The sequence below is a fragment of the Acinetobacter sp. SwsAc5 genome, assembly GCF_013391485.1.
Lineage (GTDB): Bacteria > Pseudomonadota > Gammaproteobacteria > Pseudomonadales > Moraxellaceae > Acinetobacter > Acinetobacter towneri.
Window position 1 is genome coordinate 40,263 of sequence record NZ_JACAXD010000017.1, and the last position, 15,985, is coordinate 56,247.

The 15,985-nt window shown below is 40.2% G+C and carries 16 protein-coding genes; 6 read left to right on the forward strand and 10 right to left on the reverse strand.

Annotated features, from left to right (window positions below; genetic code table 11):
• Positions 1-42: 42 nt before the first annotated feature.
• Entirely contained in the window at positions 43-1,248 is a 1,206-nt protein-coding gene (locus HYG89_RS10700) for an alkane 1-monooxygenase (RefSeq protein ID WP_178867414.1), read from the reverse strand.
• Between the two features lie 166 nt (positions 1,249-1,414).
• Between HYG89_RS10700 and HYG89_RS10705 the strand changes: the two genes are divergently transcribed.
• On the forward strand, positions 1,415-2,368 hold the full coding sequence (locus HYG89_RS10705; RefSeq protein ID WP_178867416.1) for an AraC family transcriptional regulator: 954 nt from the start codon (positions 1,415-1,417) through the stop codon (positions 2,366-2,368).
• 5 nt (positions 2,369-2,373) lie between these two features.
• Here the strand turns inward: HYG89_RS10705 and lpxB are convergent, their stop codons facing one another.
• The gene (gene lpxB, locus HYG89_RS10710) at positions 2,374-3,549 is read right to left on the reverse strand and encodes a lipid-A-disaccharide synthase (protein WP_178867418.1); all 1,176 of its coding nucleotides are present in this window, start codon (positions 3,547-3,549) and stop codon (positions 2,374-2,376) included.
• Positions 3,550-3,775: 226 nt separating this feature from the next.
• On the opposite strand from lpxB, the gene HYG89_RS10715 reads away from it, so the two are divergent.
• The 3 genes from HYG89_RS10715 (at position 3,776) to HYG89_RS10725 (ending at position 6,507) form a co-directional block, all read left to right on the forward strand.
• Entirely contained in the window at positions 3,776-4,663 is an 888-nt protein-coding gene (locus tag HYG89_RS10715; protein WP_004973373.1) for a sulfite exporter TauE/SafE family protein, read from the forward strand.
• 170 nt (positions 4,664-4,833) lie between these two features.
• Positions 4,834-5,925 (forward strand): 3-deoxy-7-phosphoheptulonate synthase, encoded by a 1,092-nt coding sequence (locus HYG89_RS10720; RefSeq protein ID WP_178867420.1) that lies wholly within the window; start codon positions 4,834-4,836, stop codon positions 5,923-5,925.
• Positions 5,926-5,985: 60 nt separating this feature from the next.
• Positions 5,986-6,507, forward strand: coding sequence for a hypothetical protein (locus tag HYG89_RS10725; RefSeq protein ID WP_178867422.1), 522 nt, complete (start codon positions 5,986-5,988; stop codon positions 6,505-6,507).
• Between the two features lie 34 nt (positions 6,508-6,541).
• Here HYG89_RS10725 and ispF read toward each other — a convergent pair whose 3' ends face one another.
• On the reverse strand, positions 6,542-7,030 hold the full coding sequence (gene ispF / locus HYG89_RS10730; RefSeq protein ID WP_178867424.1) for a 2-C-methyl-D-erythritol 2,4-cyclodiphosphate synthase: 489 nt from the start codon (positions 7,028-7,030) through the stop codon (positions 6,542-6,544).
• Between the two features lie 98 nt (positions 7,031-7,128).
• Here ispF and HYG89_RS10735 point away from each other — a divergent pair, with 98 nt between their 5' ends.
• Positions 7,129-7,779, forward strand: a complete 651-nt coding sequence (locus HYG89_RS10735) for a hypothetical protein (protein ID WP_004973366.1) — start codon at positions 7,129-7,131, stop codon at positions 7,777-7,779.
• Between the two features lie 28 nt (positions 7,780-7,807).
• On the opposite strand, the gene HYG89_RS10740 is transcribed toward HYG89_RS10735, so the two are convergent.
• The 7 genes from HYG89_RS10740 to HYG89_RS10770 form a co-directional block, all read right to left on the reverse strand.
• Complete coding sequence (locus HYG89_RS10740) at positions 7,808-8,716, reverse strand: AEC family transporter (RefSeq protein ID WP_154320714.1); 909 nt, start codon at positions 8,714-8,716, stop codon at positions 7,808-7,810.
• A gap of 187 nt (positions 8,717-8,903) precedes the next feature.
• A complete protein-coding gene (rodA, locus tag HYG89_RS10745) occupies positions 8,904-10,040 on the reverse strand; it encodes a rod shape-determining protein RodA (protein WP_154320713.1) in 1,137 nt (378 codons plus the stop codon).
• A 127-nt stretch (positions 10,041-10,167) separates the two neighbouring features.
• Positions 10,168-10,899, reverse strand: a complete 732-nt coding sequence (ispD, locus tag HYG89_RS10750) for a 2-C-methyl-D-erythritol 4-phosphate cytidylyltransferase (RefSeq protein ID WP_167846042.1) — start codon at positions 10,897-10,899, stop codon at positions 10,168-10,170.
• Positions 10,856-11,260: a septum formation initiator family protein gene (locus HYG89_RS10755; RefSeq protein ID WP_167846043.1), complete on the reverse strand. Its 405-nt coding sequence runs from the start codon at positions 11,258-11,260 to the stop codon at positions 10,856-10,858. Before HYG89_RS10755 ends, ispD begins: the two co-directional genes overlap by 44 nt.
• A 13-nt stretch (positions 11,261-11,273) precedes the next feature.
• Positions 11,274-12,563, reverse strand: a complete 1,290-nt coding sequence (gene eno / locus HYG89_RS10760; protein ID WP_004973347.1) for a phosphopyruvate hydratase — start codon at positions 12,561-12,563, stop codon at positions 11,274-11,276.
• A 73-nt stretch (positions 12,564-12,636) separates the two neighbouring features.
• Entirely contained in the window at positions 12,637-13,494 is an 858-nt protein-coding gene (gene kdsA, locus HYG89_RS10765; protein ID WP_178867426.1) for a 3-deoxy-8-phosphooctulonate synthase, read from the reverse strand.
• Positions 13,495-13,525: 31 nt separating this feature from the next.
• A complete protein-coding gene (locus HYG89_RS10770) occupies positions 13,526-15,166 on the reverse strand; it encodes a CTP synthase (protein ID WP_004973343.1) in 1,641 nt (546 codons plus the stop codon).
• 226 nt (positions 15,167-15,392) lie between these two features.
• On the opposite strand from HYG89_RS10770, the gene HYG89_RS10775 reads away from it, so the two are divergent.
• A complete protein-coding gene (locus HYG89_RS10775; RefSeq protein WP_178867428.1) occupies positions 15,393-15,812 on the forward strand; it encodes an internalin in 420 nt (139 codons plus the stop codon).
• Positions 15,813-15,985 lie beyond the last annotated feature (173 nt).

Consider the following 15,985-nt stretch of genomic DNA (forward strand, 5'->3'; position numbering starts at 1 on the left):
AAATATCAAAATGAATATTAAAAAATAATCTTAATAATTCAATCAATTATCCACCACACCAAATTTCTTAAAAATTCGTGCACGGCGTTTAGGCTGAATATTGGCTTTGTTTAAATTGCCTTGATAATGTTCAAATACACGTTTATCCATAATTTTAAACCACAAAGGTGGAATCATGGCAGGCAGCAACATGCTGGCATAACCGCTTGGTAATTCAGGCGCTTCATCAAAATTTCGCAAAGCCTGAAATGGTCGGGTTGGATAAGCATGATGATCGGAATGACGTTGTAATTGATACAAAAACAAATTGGTCACAATATTGTTATTATTCCAGCTGTGTTCAGGCATAGTGCGCTCATATTTGCCATGCGCATCTTTTTGTCTAAGCAAGCCATAATGTTCTATATAATTAATTATTTCAAACAGGCTAATGCCATAAAAAGCCTGTGTCGCCAAATACGGAATGATCCCAGTACCAAAACGCGCCAACAATGCAGCATGAAATGCAGCACTCATGCCCCAGCCTTGTAATAATTCATTGTCTTTCGACCAAAAACTTTTGCCTTTACGTTTTAAACGCTGAGTTTCAATTTGCAGTGCAGACTTAAACGAACCTTTTACCGTGCGGGGCCAAAACTCATAAAATGTTTCTCCCATACGTGAAGATGCAGGGTCTTCAGGTGTCGCAGCACGTTTATGATGCCCATACGGATGCTCAACCCGAAAATGGTTATATCCTGTTGGTGCTAAAGCCAAATGTGACAGTAAGTGATCTATTTTTGAAGATTTATGGCTGAGTTCATGCGCAGTATTGACAGCAATACCATTCACCATCCCCATGGAAATACCCAGAAAAATTTTATCGACTAACGAGGTTTGTGGCCGCCCAACCAAATAAGCTGCATAAATATTGGCGGCATATTGCAAAGGAATAAAACTTTTCACCAAACGCGAATAATACCGATCTTCCTCAAGTCGTTTCACATCTTCATTGCTTGGGTTATTGGCATCTTGACCAATTAAAGTATCAATTGTTGGAATAATCACATGCAATAATAAAGGGCCACCTAGAGCAAAAACTTTTTTCGCAGGCTTCGGAGCGAATTGATAACCCGCTAAAATCCCCATCCCCAATACAGGTAAAAATGGGCTGATCAACCATAAATAACGCTTTTTATCGAGTTGAGCCGCGCTTTTATAAGGAACATCCTGTTCCATCTCTTTAAGCAAATGAAGTGGTGCGTTCATCTTATTTTATTCCTTCTACGCTGTTCTACCTATATATTTGAGGAAAGACACGAGAATGAACAGTTGCAGACGTCCAAAAAAGCTATGCAAAAGTCTTTGGCGCAAAAATGCGCTATATTGTCCTGAAATCACAGGTTTATTTTTTATAATGATTTATGCTTAAAATATGGATGCTTTAAGTAAAATTTTTGATGATATACATCTGCACCAATCAGAATATATCTATTTAAATCCTCAAGGAGATTGGTCATTTCAATATCGTGACCAAGGGGCAATGCTGGCTTATGTAGTACTACAAGGCTCGCTGCATATCCATTTATCTGCACAGACACACCTTCACATTGATGCAGGTGATATTGTCCTGATTCCATCGGGTTGCAGTCATTACGCAAGTGCAACTGCAGACACTCACTGGACAGAACACTTTGATATTTCGGATTTATTTCAAATTCAGTCACAGCAGTCAATAAATTTTGGCACGATAAATCACACACAAGCTGAAGACGCATTTATTTTGGTGATTCAATGCCACATGGACACCACCATGGCAAAACCGCTTTTAAGTGCCCTACCCGAATATCTGCATATTCCGCATATCATGTGCAGCACAGCGCCCGAGTGGTTACAAATTGGCTTGCAATTTTTAGCGGTGGAAAGTCATCAAATCCGACTGGGACGGGATAAAATATTAGATCACTTGGTCAGTATTTTACTGATTGAATGTGTGCGTGATTATATTTTTCAGCTTGATGACTCAAATAACTGGCTCGGCGCTTTGGCACATCCTGAACTTTCCAATGCGCTCGCAGCTATTCATGGTCAACCCGAAAAAGCATGGACGGTAGAAAGTTTGGCAGAACAATGTTGCATGTCACGTTCTAAATTTGCCAATTTGTTTAATCAGGTGATTGGTGAGCCGCCTTTGGCATACTTACAACAACATCGGCTACGCTTGGCATCGCATTATTTACAGCAAGGACAATTGTCGATTCAACAAATTGCCCATCGTGTCGGTTATTCTTCCGAAACCGCCTTTAGCCAAACTTTTAAAAAGCAATTCGAGCTAACACCTAGCCAGTATCGGCAGCAGTTTCAAAACAACAATGCAATCACGAAATGAACAGTTTAACGATCTAAAATCGCCAAAATTGCTTGTGCAGGGTCTTCACTGTTATCGGACAATAATTGCTTATGCATAGTGATATGTTGCATCACTTGAATTTGTGCAGTTTCGATATAAATTAACTTTTCAATTTCTGCTGCCAAACGCTCTGGTGTTGCATCATCCTGAATTAATTCCTGAATAACCTTTTTACCTGCAATAATATTTGGCAATGAATAATAAGGAATTTTCACCAACAGTTTCGCAATCCAGTACGTAATGCGATTGAGCTTATAAAACGTAACCATTGGACGATGTAATAGCATCGCTTCTAACGTCGCCGTGCCTGAAGCCAGTGCAATCATATCGGACGCATTCATTACCTGACGACCAATTTTGGATTCTGTGCCACGATTTTCCATCAATTGCACTTTGTCTTGTAATGCACTCGGATAAGACTGCAGTAACGCTTCAATTTGTTGTTTACGTGCATCATTAATTGCAGGAATTAAAAACTTAAACTGCGGATATTTTTGCGTCAAAATATAAGCCGCATCTAAAACTAACGGCCCTAAACGCTCAATTTCACCACGTCGGCTACCAGGCAATAACGCAATATGTTGTTGCTGTTGGTCTAAACCCAATTCTTGTTTTGCTGCAGCAATTGGATTTTCCAACGGCAACTGACTCGCCAAAGGATGTCCGACAAAGGCTGCAGGCACATCCCATTTTTTAAAAAAGGCTTTTTCATACGGAAATAAACACAGTACCAAATCTATACTGGCTTTAATGCCATGTACCCGACCTTGTCGCCATGCCCATACCGAAGGACTGACATATTGCACGGTTTTAATCGGCAAGTTTTTCTGTTTTAAACTTTTGGCAAGACGTAAATTAAAATCAGGCGCATCAACTCCGACAAAGACATCGACGGGATGTTGAGTCCACTTTTCGACCAAACCATCCCGTACTGCAAAGAGTTTTTTCAAATCTTTCAGCACTTCAACAATGCCCATTACCGATAAAATATCCATCGGATAATAACTTTTAAAACCTTCCGCAATCATTTGTGGGCCACCAATGCCTTCAAACTCTGCATCAATGCCTTGCTCACGAAAACGTCGCATGAGTTGTGCCCCTAAAGTATCACCCGATACTTCTCCCACAACGATACCTATTTTAAGTTTCCGATTTTGCAAGCGTTTTGTCCTCTAAATTTTAATGGATATGAATTTTCGCATTTTAGCATAGCCACTGTATTTTGTAAGAAACAGAAAGTAAGCCGTGGCTTGAATCTGCGATCTTTTGCACTGATTTTCCACATTGACTATATCTGTTTTAAGAATAAGTAAATCATTAATCAAGACAACAGCTTATTGCCAAAAGTCATAATATATTCACGATTTTTGACTTCGGCATATCTTCATGGTTGGTCCTTTAGAGTTTATTTTGGCAGGTGTATTGGTCGGCTTCTGCGTGGGTGTGACTGGCGTAGGTGGCGGTTCACTGATGACTCCCATTCTGATCAGCTTGTTTAAAATTGAACCGCATATCGCAATTGGAACAGACCTACTTTATGCCGCCATTTCAAAATTCTGCGGCTCATTGGTTCATGCCAAAAAAATGAATATTGTATGGCCCATTGTCATTTGGCTTGCGGTGGGCAGTATCCCTGCTTCATTTGCGACCCACTGGGTTTTAGAGAATTATTTAAGCCAATCTACCCATTACAAAATGGTACTGACCGTGGTACTGGGCTTTATGTTGACCTTAACTGGCATCTCAATTGTGTTTCGCAGTCAAATTGAAACGTTTTTTAATAAATACCATAAACAAGAATTGCCCGATATGACCCAAGACCTTGAAAAGGTCAAACTACAGGCTGCAGATAAGCGTGCCCTCATTGTAATTATGGGAGTTGTACTGGGTGTATTTGTCACACTTTCTTCAGTGGGTGCAGGTGCTTTTGGCATCATGGCATTGGTGCTGATGTTCCCGAATCTACCGATGATTCGTATTATCGGTTCAGATGTCGTGCATGCCGTCTTACTTACCCTAGTTGCAGGCTTAGGTCACATGAGTTCAGGCAATGTCGACTTTCACCTATTGGTTTGGTTGTTGGTTGGCTCGATTCCTGCAATTGTGGTGGGAACTTTAGTCAGTTCACGTTTACCTGAAAAAGTGATTCGTAAAGTTTTAGGTATTACCTTATTTATTATCGGGATTAACTTTATGGTCAATCCTGTGAAATCAAAACCTATCAGCACACCAGAAACTGCAACAGCAGTTTCTGAGGCACAAGCCAGCCAATAATGAATGCTTTATCTGACAGGATTTTGCTAAAACAGACCGTTTAATTTATCTACCCGATTCATCACTTATTTTTTAAAGAAGTATTCATCTTTTTATAACAAAATACAGTGAAATTCATGTTATATTCAGACTATTAAACAATCTTTTGTATGATCAAACCAGTGACGGCAATGAATACTTTACAGTCTAATCCTCTTACACAATCAGACATCGATGACGTGAATATTGAAAGTATTCAGCCACTCGTGACTCCTGCAGAATTAAAAACTGAGTTACCTTTGACTGAAAATGCTTATCAAACCGTTCTTCGTGGTCGTGAAACAATCCGCAATATTTTAGATGGTAAAGACAAGCGTCTATTTGTGGTGATTGGTCCATGTTCTATTCATGACCCTGCTGCTGCACATGAATATGCAGATCGTTTAAAAGTATTAAGCGAAAAAGTAAAAGATTCTCTTTATATTGTGATGCGTGTTTATTTTGAAAAACCACGTACTACAGTGGGCTGGAAAGGCTTAATTAACGATCCAGACATGAATGACTCTTTTAACATTGAAAAAGGCTTGCGTCTTGGTCGTAAACTTTTACTTGAGTTAAATGAAAAAGGTTTGCCATGTGCGACTGAAGCACTTGATCCAAACTCTCCGCAGTATTATCAAGATTTAATTTCTTGGTCTGCAATTGGTGCACGCACTACAGAAAGCCAAACGCACCGTGAAATGTCATCTGGTCTTTCTTCTCCAGTCGGCTTTAAAAATGGTACAGATGGCGGCTTAACAGTTGCTACCAATGCCATGCAGTCGGTAAAACACGGTCACAGCTTCTTGGGTCTTAATGATCAAGGTCAGGTTTCAGTAATTCGTACTAGCGGCAACCCGTATGCACACGTGGTTTTACGTGGTGGTAATGGCAAGCCTAACTACGATGCAGGCTCTGTTGCAGATGCTGAAAATGCATTAAACAAAGCCAAAGTCAGCACCAAAATCATGATTGACACCAGCCATGCTAACTCAAACAAAGACCCATTCTTACAGCCATTGGTATTAAAAAATATCACTGAGCAAATTTTAGATGGCAATAAGTCTATTGTTGGGATTATGGTCGAAAGTCACCTGAAAGGTGGTCGTCAAGATATTCCTGAAAACTTATGCGATTTAGAGTATGGTAAGTCTGTGACTGATGGTTGTATCGACTGGGAAACCACAGAAAAAGCATTACTTGAAATGCATGAAGCATTAAAAGACGTTTTAGCAAATCGTTAAGATTTAAAAACGCCATCTTCATGATGGCGTTTCTATTTGTTGCATAGGAAATGACCTGCCATGAATGAACTTGAAACTCAACTTAGCCAAATTAAAAAATTCCAGTTTGTTCATGAACGCCTGTTTACTTCAGGTCAACCTACCGCAGACGAATTAAAACTGATTAAAGAATACGGCATTGGCACAGTAATTAATTTGGCTGAAAGTGATGCCGAACACGCCCTTCCCCATGAAGATAAAGTTTGTCTGGATATTGGACTCAACTATATTCAGTTGCCAATTTCACTGGAAACACCATCTTCAGATCAGTGCTTATTGTTTTTAGATTTACTGGATCATTTACTGGAAAGCCAAATGGTTTGGGTTCACTGTAGTAACAATAATCACGCCAGTAGCTTGATGTATTTGTATCGTCAATATTTTATGGATGTGGATATTGCAACGGCTCAAGACTTTTTACATGATATCTGGAAACCCAATGAAACTTGGACAGGCTTAATTCACGCCGTTTCTTTGCAATTACAAGGTCGTAAAGCCACGCAAGATTTACAACAAGCTTTAGAATCTGCTGAACTTTCTTAATTCAGCAGATTGTATAGATAAAATTCTAACGCGATTATTTTGTATGAGAAATCAATACAGTCGCTGTTGCTAAAATACCTTCCTGACGCCCAATAAAACCTAATTTTTCAGTGGTTGTCGCTTTGATACTGATTTGTGTGACCTCTACATCCAATACATCAGCGACACTTTGGCGCATTTCTAGCGTATGCGGTGCAAGTTTAGGACGTTCGCACGCCACAGTAATATCGGCGTTATTCAGTTTATAGCCACGGTCTAAAATGAGTTGATAAACCTGTTTAAGCAATACCCGACTATCTGCACCTTTATAATTTGGATCGGTATCTGGAAAATGCTGCCCAATATCCCCCAGCGCCAAAGCACCTAATAATGCATCGCATAATGCATGCAGCACTACATCACCATCTGAGTGTGCTTTTAAACCTTGTGTATGAGGAATTTGAACACCTGCAAGCGTCACAAAATCTCCCGCTTCAAAGGCATGAATATCTAATCCTTGTCCAATACGAATCTGTGCAACCATGTTCAACTCCTGTAGAAATAAATCATTGAAATCTTGTATTCATACTTTCGATTTCGCTATATTAGACCTAGCGCAACATAGTGAAAGTATAAGCGATCATGCTGTTGAAATCTGAGATTCATCTTATCAAAAACTTAAGTACACTGCTGTTATTTGGCTGTTTATATTCATCTTTCTCTTATGCACAAGGGATTGATTGTAGATCTACACCCAATAAAAAGTTGGCGCAGGTGTGCACAGAAAATTTCTCAGAATTGCGTGAAAAATTAAGTGATCAACATTTAACAGCTTATTTGATGAGTGATGCGCCTATTCGCTTGTTAGAAGATACTCAGCAATTGTGGATCCAACGCTTACAGCAATGCAAAAGCTTAAATTGTTATACTCAGCAATTTGATTTTAGAATTGATCAACTGAATTTTTTCACTTCAATGAATCAAAGCATGACTCAACATTATTTAAAATATGAAAATGGTCAATTTGCTGCACAACCCGTACATTTACAAATTCATCAACTCAATAAAAACAGCATTAAAATTGAAGGTATTGCTTATCGCAATCCAAATAACCGCCTTGAAAGCCAAAGTATTGCCTTTTTAGCTTATACAACACCTGATCAAAAAAACAAAATCATCGACAATGAGCACGATTGCAGTTATGAGTTTAATTATTCTAAAGCAATCTTAAAAATTCAAACCAAACAAAAAGGTTGTGAACGCTTTGCGGGCATCTATCGTTTATACGATTAATGCTGAACAATAGATTGTATTAGACAGATTAAATGAGCAACCACAACACAATTGGCAAAGTTAATGCGGCGAATACGGTTTGCAAGCTAATAATTGAAGCCATTAAACGACTATCTCCCCCTAAAACTTGTGTAAGTACATAAGCTGCCGATGCAGTAGGTAAAGCAAAAAACAAGACTAAAATTTGCGACTCCAACACTGGAACATTTAAGCTCTGACAAATTAGCCAAGCCAAAGCAGGCATAAATAACAAACGCCCGAACACATTCAATGCCAATGCGAATACATCTCGTTGCAAGCCATTAAATTGTAATGCTGCGCCCACACACATTAATCCCAAAGGCAAACTGCATAACGCTATTTGACGAATAAAATGCGCTGCACCTTCCCACAAGCTCAAACCTGATAAATTAAATAGACCGCCAACAATACACCCTAAAATTAATGGATTTTTCATTAATGACCATAAGATTTGCTTTGCCTGTAAAGTCTTAGTATCGCTTAAAGCCAGCACAGATAAAACATTCACCAATGGAATGCAGAACACCAAAATAATCGCAAACAGCGCCATGCCTTGCACCTGAAACAATGCTGCGACCAAAGCCAAACCGATATACGTATTGAAACGTACCATGCTTTGCATATACACCCCAAAACGGACTGCGGGTGTTTTGAAATAGCCGCGCAAGGCATATAACAGACAACTTACTAAAGCCACAATAATCCCTACGACCGACAAAATCTGTGCGATTGATTTCGCTTCAATGTTTGCTGTAGCGAGGTTTAAAAACAACATGCTAGGAAACAAAATATAGTAATTTAACTTTTCTGCACCCTTCCAAAATGGCTCATCCAACATACGTGATTGCTTAAGCAGATAACCCATTGCAATTAAGGCAATCAAAGGGAAAAGTGCAATAAAAATTAAATGGGTCATGGGGTGCTCTGTGTTACTGTTATGCTGTTCTTTTTAAATTATTGCTTAATAAATAAAGTAAATTTACTGGATATTATAAGGATTGTTTTGTGTTTATCCTATTTGCTTAGGCTATTTTAAAATCGCAGACATGATAAAGATGATGATAGCAACTTGCACCCACATCACCTTTCACATGGATTCTGAATTAACGATGGGTATGAATAGACATCACAATCCCCATGCTCGCCAACATGGAAATGACTGCCGTTCCACCATAACTCATAAGTGGCAATGGATCACCCGTTACAGGTAAAATACCACTCACCATCCCTGAGTTTAGAAATACAAAGAAAAAGAAAGTAAGACCAACCGTGCCTGCATACAAACGCCCGAAATTATGGAAACAATTCATCCCAATCATCAAACAACGTAAAATAATGGCAGCAAACAAACTGAACAGTAAAAACACGCCAATAAAACCAAACTCTTCGGCATAGGTCGACATAATAAAGTCAGTATGATGTTCAGGCAGATAACCCAAATGCGATTGTGTTCCCTCTAAATAACCTTTACCTGTAAAACCGCCTGACCCAATGGCAATTTTGGATTGAATAATATTCCAGCCTGCCCCCAAGGCGTCCGACTCTGGGTCAAATAAGGTGAGTACCCTTTTCTTTTGGTACTCCTGCAAAAAGAACATCCAAAGCAATGGTGCTGCGAGCGCCAATGCAGTGATTGCTCCTAAGATTAATCGCCATGACATGCCACTTAAAAATAGCGCAAAGACACCGGGAATAATCAAACCAATGTTTAAATCGGGTTGCAATGCCACCAAGACAAAAGGAATCATCATAATCACTAAAGCGACAATGATATGGATCAATTTAGGCGGGAAAGCACGACGCGAAAAATACCACGCCATCATCAATGGCATGGCAAATTTCATAAATTCACTGGGTTGCATACTGCCAATACCCGGCAAGCTGATCCAGCGTTTTGCCCCCATACGGGTTTCACCAATGACCAAAACCAAAGCCAGCATGATGACTGCAAAGATATAAAAATATGGACTGGCAGCTTGATATACCTTAGGCGGAATTTGCGCCAAAATAATCATGGCGATAAAACCAATGCCAAAACTGGTTGCTTGACGCAGCACCATCCCCATATCTTGCGCGGTGGCACTATATACCACCATTAAACCCAGAATCGCATTTAAAATCAGAAAACACAGCAACCATGGATCTAAATGTAATTTAGTCCAGCGTGAGGAATCATTTTTAATGCTTCTACCATCACGTAATGAGTGACGTAAAAAACGATACTGCTGCGATGGATTCATGCGACTCAAAGGTATTTAAAATAGACAGGATGGACAATTATAGAAGCAAAGCGGCACAGAGTGAATCATTAAAGCTTAATCGTTGAAGATTCAAGTTTAACGCGGTGTTAATTACACTAGATTTTTATCATCCATGTTGTTGTGAGGCTAAAATTAAACGTGCCAGCTCTAAATCATCGGGATAGGTGATTTTAATATTATCCGAACGACCGTGCACAACATTTACAATTTGCCCTGCTGCTTCTAAAGCACTGGCCTCATCGGTAATCGTCAATTGCTGTTTTAATGCAGATTCAATGGCTGTTTTAAGCACATCAAGTTTAGCAATTTGCGGAGTTTGCGCTTGCCAAAGTTGGTCACGGCTTACCGTGGTTTCAATTTTTGTGCCTTGGCTTACCTTTTTTAAAGTATCACGCACTGGAATAGCCAAAATTGCACTTTGATCTGTTGCCAGTGCAGTCTGATACAACTGTTCAAGGCAAGCAGCTGTCACACAAGGACGCGCTGCATCATGCACCAAAACCCAGTCATCTACATGGGCGATTTCAGATAAATAATGCAGTGCATTCAAGACTGAATCCACTCGCTCTGCACCACCTACGCAAAAATGTGCTTTTTCTTTTTCTGCCAAGTTTAGGTTTTGCGCCACATCATCTGCTTGACCAATCGCCAAAACATAACCCGCTAAAGGCAAGTGATTTAAACGTGCGATGCTGTGCGCTAAGACTGTTTGATCTTGAATATACTGATATTGTTTAAGTTCAGTTCTAGAAAAACGACTACCAGAACCCGCTGCGGGAATAACCGCCCAAAGTTTAGGGTGTCGGGGCGGTTGCTGCTGCAGGTTGTTGTGATTCATTGGTGCGTAAATCTACTGTGGAATTTGGTTGAATATAAATTGGTTTATATTGTGTGCTGATGGTGCTCATTTGCACAAAGGTTTCATGTGGCTTAATTAAGCCTAAATCTAAACGGGCATGCTCTTCAATGGCTTCTACCCCATTTTTTAAATCATAAACTTCTGCTGCAAGTACACGATTGCGCTCCTTCAGCTCTGTATTTAATTCTATTTGTTGTTGGATTTTTTCTGTCAGTGCAGCATGGTCACGATAACCACCTTCACCAAACCAGTGTAAATATTGAAACCCTGCGATCAAAAAGATCGCAAGGCCCAACAATGCTTTACTCGCTTTGGAGTCAAATACATTTAATAATGACATCTACTGATTTCGCTTAGTTCAAACCTTTGAACTCAGCTTTACCGCGATATGCAGCATTCGTCAATTCTTCAATACGAAGTAATTGGTTATATTTTGCTACACGGTCAGAACGGCACAGTGAACCAGTCTTGATTTGACCTGCTGCTGTACCTACTGCAAGATCCGCAATTGTAGAATCTTCAGTTTCACCTGAACGGTGTGAAATAACAGTTGTGTAACCATTGGCTTTCGCAAGGTAAATTGCATCAAGCGTTTCAGTCAAAGTACCAATTTGGTTGTACTTGATCAGGATTGAGTTACCTACTTTTTCATCGATACCGCGTTGTAAGATTTTCGGGTTAGTAACGAACAAGTCATCACCGACCAATTGAATCTTGTCACCTAAGATCGAAGTGAGGTAAGACCAACCTTCCCAATCAGACTCATCTAAACCATCTTCAATTGAGATAATTGGATATTGATTTACAAGACCAGCTAAATAGTCAGAGAATTGGTTGCTTGTGAATGCTTTGTTGCCTTCACCTGCAAGAATGTACTGACCATTTTTGTAGAATTCTGAAGATGCACAGTCAAGCGCCAACATGATGTCAGAACCCGCTTTGTAGCCAGTCTTCTCAATAGCTTCAAGAATAACTGTGATTGCTTCTTCGTTAGAACGTAAGTTTGGCGCAAAACCACCTTCATCACCCACTGCTGTGTTTAAACCTTTTTGATTCAATACAGATTTTAATGAGTGGAAAATTTCTGCACCAGCACGTAATGCTTCAGAGAATGAAGTAAAGCCTACTGGCTCAATCATAAATTCTTGAATATCAACGTTGTTGTCTGCATGTGAACCACCATTTAAGATGTTCATCATTGGTACAGGCATGGTTAAAATGCTGTTGTTACGAAGGTCTGCGATGTATTGGAAAAGAGGAATTTTCTTTTCATCAGCAGCAGCGCGCGCAGCAGCCAAAGACACGGCTAAAGTTGCGTTAGCACCTAATTTTTCTTTGTTTTCAGTACCATCAAGCGCAATCATGGTGTTGTCGATGTCTTTTTGTTCAAACACAGACTTACCAAGTAAAGCATCACGAATTAAAGTATTGACGTTATTTACCGCAGTTTTAACGCCTTTACCCAAGTAACGTGCTTTATCGCCATCACGAAGTTCTAGAGCTTCACGAGAACCAGTTGAAGCACCTGATGGTGCACATGCACGGCCAACTACGCCAGATGCTAAGATTACGTCTGCTTCGATGGTTGGGTTACCACGAGAGTCCAAAATTTCACGTGCACGAATGTCAACGATTTGGCTCATGAACAATTCCTCAGTTGATTAATAACGTGATGCTTTAGGCATCAATGAGTCTATAATTTAATATGGATCTAATTTAGTGTGTATCTAGCTTTTGGAAACCTTTTACCAAGGTATCCAATTTTTTAAGCTGTGCCAAGAACGGCTCAAGTTGTGATAGACGCAATGCACATGGGCCATCACACTTTGCCTGCTCTGGTTCAGGATGTGCTTCTAGGAATAAACCTGCCAAGCCAGTTGCCATACCTGCACGTGCCAAGGTGGTAATTTGTGCACGACGACCACCTGCCGAATCTGCACGACCACCCGGAGTTTGCAAAGCATGGGTTACATCAAAGAACACAGGTACATTCATTTCTTTCATGATGTCAAAGCCCAGCATATCGACAACCAAGTTGTTGTAACCAAATGCTGAACCACGCTCACAAAGAATCAATTTGTCATTCCCTGCTTCTAAACACTTATGCAAAATATGACGCATTTCGTGCGGCGCAAGGAATTGTGCTTTTTTGATGTTGATAATGGCTTGAGTTTTTGCCATCGCTTCAACCAAATCGGTTTGGCGACTTAAAAACGCAGGAAGCTGAATAATATCTGCCACTTCTGCCACAGGCGCAGCCTGATACGGCTCATGCACATCGGTAATAATTGGCACATTAAAATGCTTTTTAATGTCAGCCAGCCATTCAATGCCTTTTTCTAAACCGGGACCACGAAATGAGTTCAGGCTAGAACGGTTGGCTTTGTCAAAACTGGCTTTGAATACATACGGGATATTTAAGCGTGTGCAAATATCCACATAAGTTTCAGCAATTTCAAATGCAAGGTCTTTAGACTCAAGTACATTCATGCCGCCAAACAATACAAATGACAAATGATTCGCCATTTGTATATCACCCAAACGTACAATTTCTTGTGGTTTTAATTGTGACATTTCAACTTCCTAGTTTATCCCTAAAGCCATCTTATTTGGTTTTTTGATGCTGTTGTTTTGCCGCACCGATAAAGCCAGCAAACAATGGATGTCCATCACGTGGCGAGCTGGTAAATTCTGGGTGGAATTGTACCGCAATAAACCAAGGATGTTGCGGAATTTCAACAGTTTCAACCAAGTGCTGAATTGGTGAATAACCCGAAATTTTAAGACCTGCTTCTTCAAGCACAGGAATATAACGGTTATTCATTTCATAGCGATGGCGATGGCGCTCTACAATTTCTGCAGAACCATACACTTCACGAGTTTTGGTACCTTCAACCAATTCAGATTTTTGTGCACCTAAACGCATAGTGCCGCCCAAGTCAGAATCGACAGAACGCTGTTGAACTTCGCCGCGCTCATCTAACCATTCAGTAATCAAACCAATAAGTGGCGACTTAGTCGAACGGTTAAACTCTGTTGAACTTGCATCGGCAATACCTGCCACATTACGTGCATATTCAATCACAGCCAATTGCATACCCAAACAGATTCCCAAGAATGGGACACCGTTTTCACGTGCATATTTGATGGCTTGCATTTTACCTTCGGTACCGCGCTCACCAAAGCCGCCCGGAACTAAAATTGCATCGGCATCTTTAAGTACAGTATTAACGTCTTGGCTTTCAAGGTCTTCTGCATTGACATAGTCAATTTCAACTTTGACGCGGTTTTGAATACCCGCATGCAATAATGCTTCGTTTACAGATTTATAGGCATCTGGCAGTTCAACATATTTACCCACCATCGCCACACGAACGCTGTATTCAGGGTTCAATAATGCATCAACTACGTTATCCCAATCAGATAAATCTGCTTCTGGAAGATCATTGAAGCCAAAACGCTCACAAATTAAATCATCAACGTCTTGTTCATAGAATGTACGCGGAATTTGGTAGATGGTTTTGGCATCTTTACATACCACAACCGCACGTGCTTCTACGTTGGTAAATAACGCAATTTTACGGGTAGTGTCAGCATCAACATCATGTTCAGTACGGCAGATGAGAATATCTGGCTGAATACCGATAGATAACAATTCTTTAACTGAGTGTTGAGTTGGCTTGGTTTTTAACTCTGCCGCAGATTTGATATATGGCAATAAAGTTAAGTGCATGAGCATAGTACGCTTATGCCCTAATTCCACCATCAATTGACGTACAGATTCCATGAATGGGAGAGATTCAATGTCGCCTACTGTACCGCCAATTTCTACGATTGCGACATCGTAGCCTTCGCCAGCGCGAAGTACACGTTCTTTAATATTATCGGTAATGTGTGGAATCACCTGAACAGTACCGCCCAAGTAATCACCACGGCGCTCTTTGTTTAGAACGTCTTGATACACGCGACCAGATGTAAAGTTATTTAACTTGGTCATTTTCGCACGACGCAAGAAACGTTCGTAATAACCCAAATCTAAGTCAGTTTCGGCACCATCCTCTGTGACAAAAACTTCACCATGTTGGAAAGGACTCATTGTCCCTGGATCGACATTAATGTATGGATCCATTTTGACCATGGTTACTTTTAAACCACGGGCTTCTAAAAGTGCAGCAACTGAAGCAGCTGAAATACCTTTACCTAGTGATGAAACTACACCACCAGTCACGAAAATAAAATGGGTCATTGGGTTTCTCGTACAATCGAGCCTAAATCGGCCTGCAATGTTGCGCAATTTTACTTTACTCTGCACCAATAAAGCAAAGTCATTCCGCATCAATTCATAGAACAATAAACAATTGGTTATTCTATCAGCATTTCCTATAAAAAATTAGAACTTCTTGAGAGGATTTTCATCTGTCATTTTATTGCTATAATACGTCCGTCTATCCGATCTTTTATTTTGTGCAATTATGAATAAGAAACTTTTAATTTGTGGTGCAATTGCAACGGCGTTGTTATTAACTGCATGTGTAAAAAAAGAACAGCCAAAGCAAGATGAGCAAGAACAAGTAGAGGTTCAAACTGAACAAACTACTGAAACTGCTCAATTTGAACCACTAGAACCTGTTGAAAACATTCAAGATACTGAACCAGAAGCGCCTGCACAGGTAGAAGTGGAGCGCACTGAAACAGCGAACACCACAACTGAAATCCGTCGTGAAACACCTGCACAACCTGCTGCTGCACCTGCGCCTGCGCCGAAAGCGGCAGCTCCTGTAGCAGAAGATAAACCAACTCAAGCACGTCCAAGCAATAACACAGGTGCTCAATCTGAAGATGATGCTGTTGCCGCTGCGATTGCTGCTGCAACCCCAGCACTTGAGAACTAAGTGCTCACTTAAAACTAAGCTTTAAGTTAAAGTCAGTTTTAAGGTGTAAGTTCTTATCTTAGATTTGAATTGACGTTAAAAAACCCAGTCATTGTGTACTGGGTTTTTTATTCATTTGGATGAGTCTTCGCTGAGATAACTCGTGAATACATTTGCAATACAGCTACCTATTT

What these genes read in the sequence shown, in the direction of transcription:
- HYG89_RS10700 (WP_178867414.1), bottom strand. Translation starts at nt 1,248, where the DNA reads ATGAACGCACCACTTCATTTGCTTAAAGAGATGGAACAGGATGTTCCT.
- HYG89_RS10705 (WP_178867416.1), top strand. Translation starts at nt 1,415, where the DNA reads ATGGATGCTTTAAGTAAAATTTTTGATGATATACATCTGCACCAATCA.
- HYG89_RS10715 (WP_004973373.1), top strand. Translation starts at nt 3,776, where the DNA reads ATGGTTGGTCCTTTAGAGTTTATTTTGGCAGGTGTATTGGTCGGCTTC.
- HYG89_RS10720 (WP_178867420.1), top strand. Translation starts at nt 4,834, where the DNA reads ATGAATACTTTACAGTCTAATCCTCTTACACAATCAGACATCGATGAC.
- HYG89_RS10725 (WP_178867422.1), top strand. Translation starts at nt 5,986, where the DNA reads ATGAATGAACTTGAAACTCAACTTAGCCAAATTAAAAAATTCCAGTTT.
- ispF (WP_178867424.1), bottom strand. Translation starts at nt 7,030, where the DNA reads ATGGTTGCACAGATTCGTATTGGACAAGGATTAGATATTCATGCCTTT.
- HYG89_RS10735 (WP_004973366.1), top strand. Translation starts at nt 7,129, where the DNA reads ATGCTGTTGAAATCTGAGATTCATCTTATCAAAAACTTAAGTACACTG.
- HYG89_RS10740 (WP_154320714.1), bottom strand. Translation starts at nt 8,716, where the DNA reads ATGACCCATTTAATTTTTATTGCACTTTTCCCTTTGATTGCCTTAATT.
- rodA (WP_154320713.1), bottom strand. Translation starts at nt 10,040, where the DNA reads ATGAATCCATCGCAGCAGTATCGTTTTTTACGTCACTCATTACGTGAT.
- ispD (WP_167846042.1), bottom strand. Translation starts at nt 10,899, where the DNA reads ATGAATCACAACAACCTGCAGCAGCAACCGCCCCGACACCCTAAACTT.
- HYG89_RS10755 (WP_167846043.1), bottom strand. Translation starts at nt 11,260, where the DNA reads ATGTCATTATTAAATGTATTTGACTCCAAAGCGAGTAAAGCATTGTTG.
- eno (WP_004973347.1), bottom strand. Translation starts at nt 12,563, where the DNA reads ATGAGCCAAATCGTTGACATTCGTGCACGTGAAATTTTGGACTCTCGT.
- kdsA (WP_178867426.1), bottom strand. Translation starts at nt 13,494, where the DNA reads ATGTCACAATTAAAACCACAAGAAATTGTACGTTTGGGTGATATACAA.
- HYG89_RS10770 (WP_004973343.1), bottom strand. Translation starts at nt 15,166, where the DNA reads ATGACCCATTTTATTTTCGTGACTGGTGGTGTAGTTTCATCACTAGGT.
- HYG89_RS10775 (WP_178867428.1), top strand. Translation starts at nt 15,393, where the DNA reads ATGAATAAGAAACTTTTAATTTGTGGTGCAATTGCAACGGCGTTGTTA.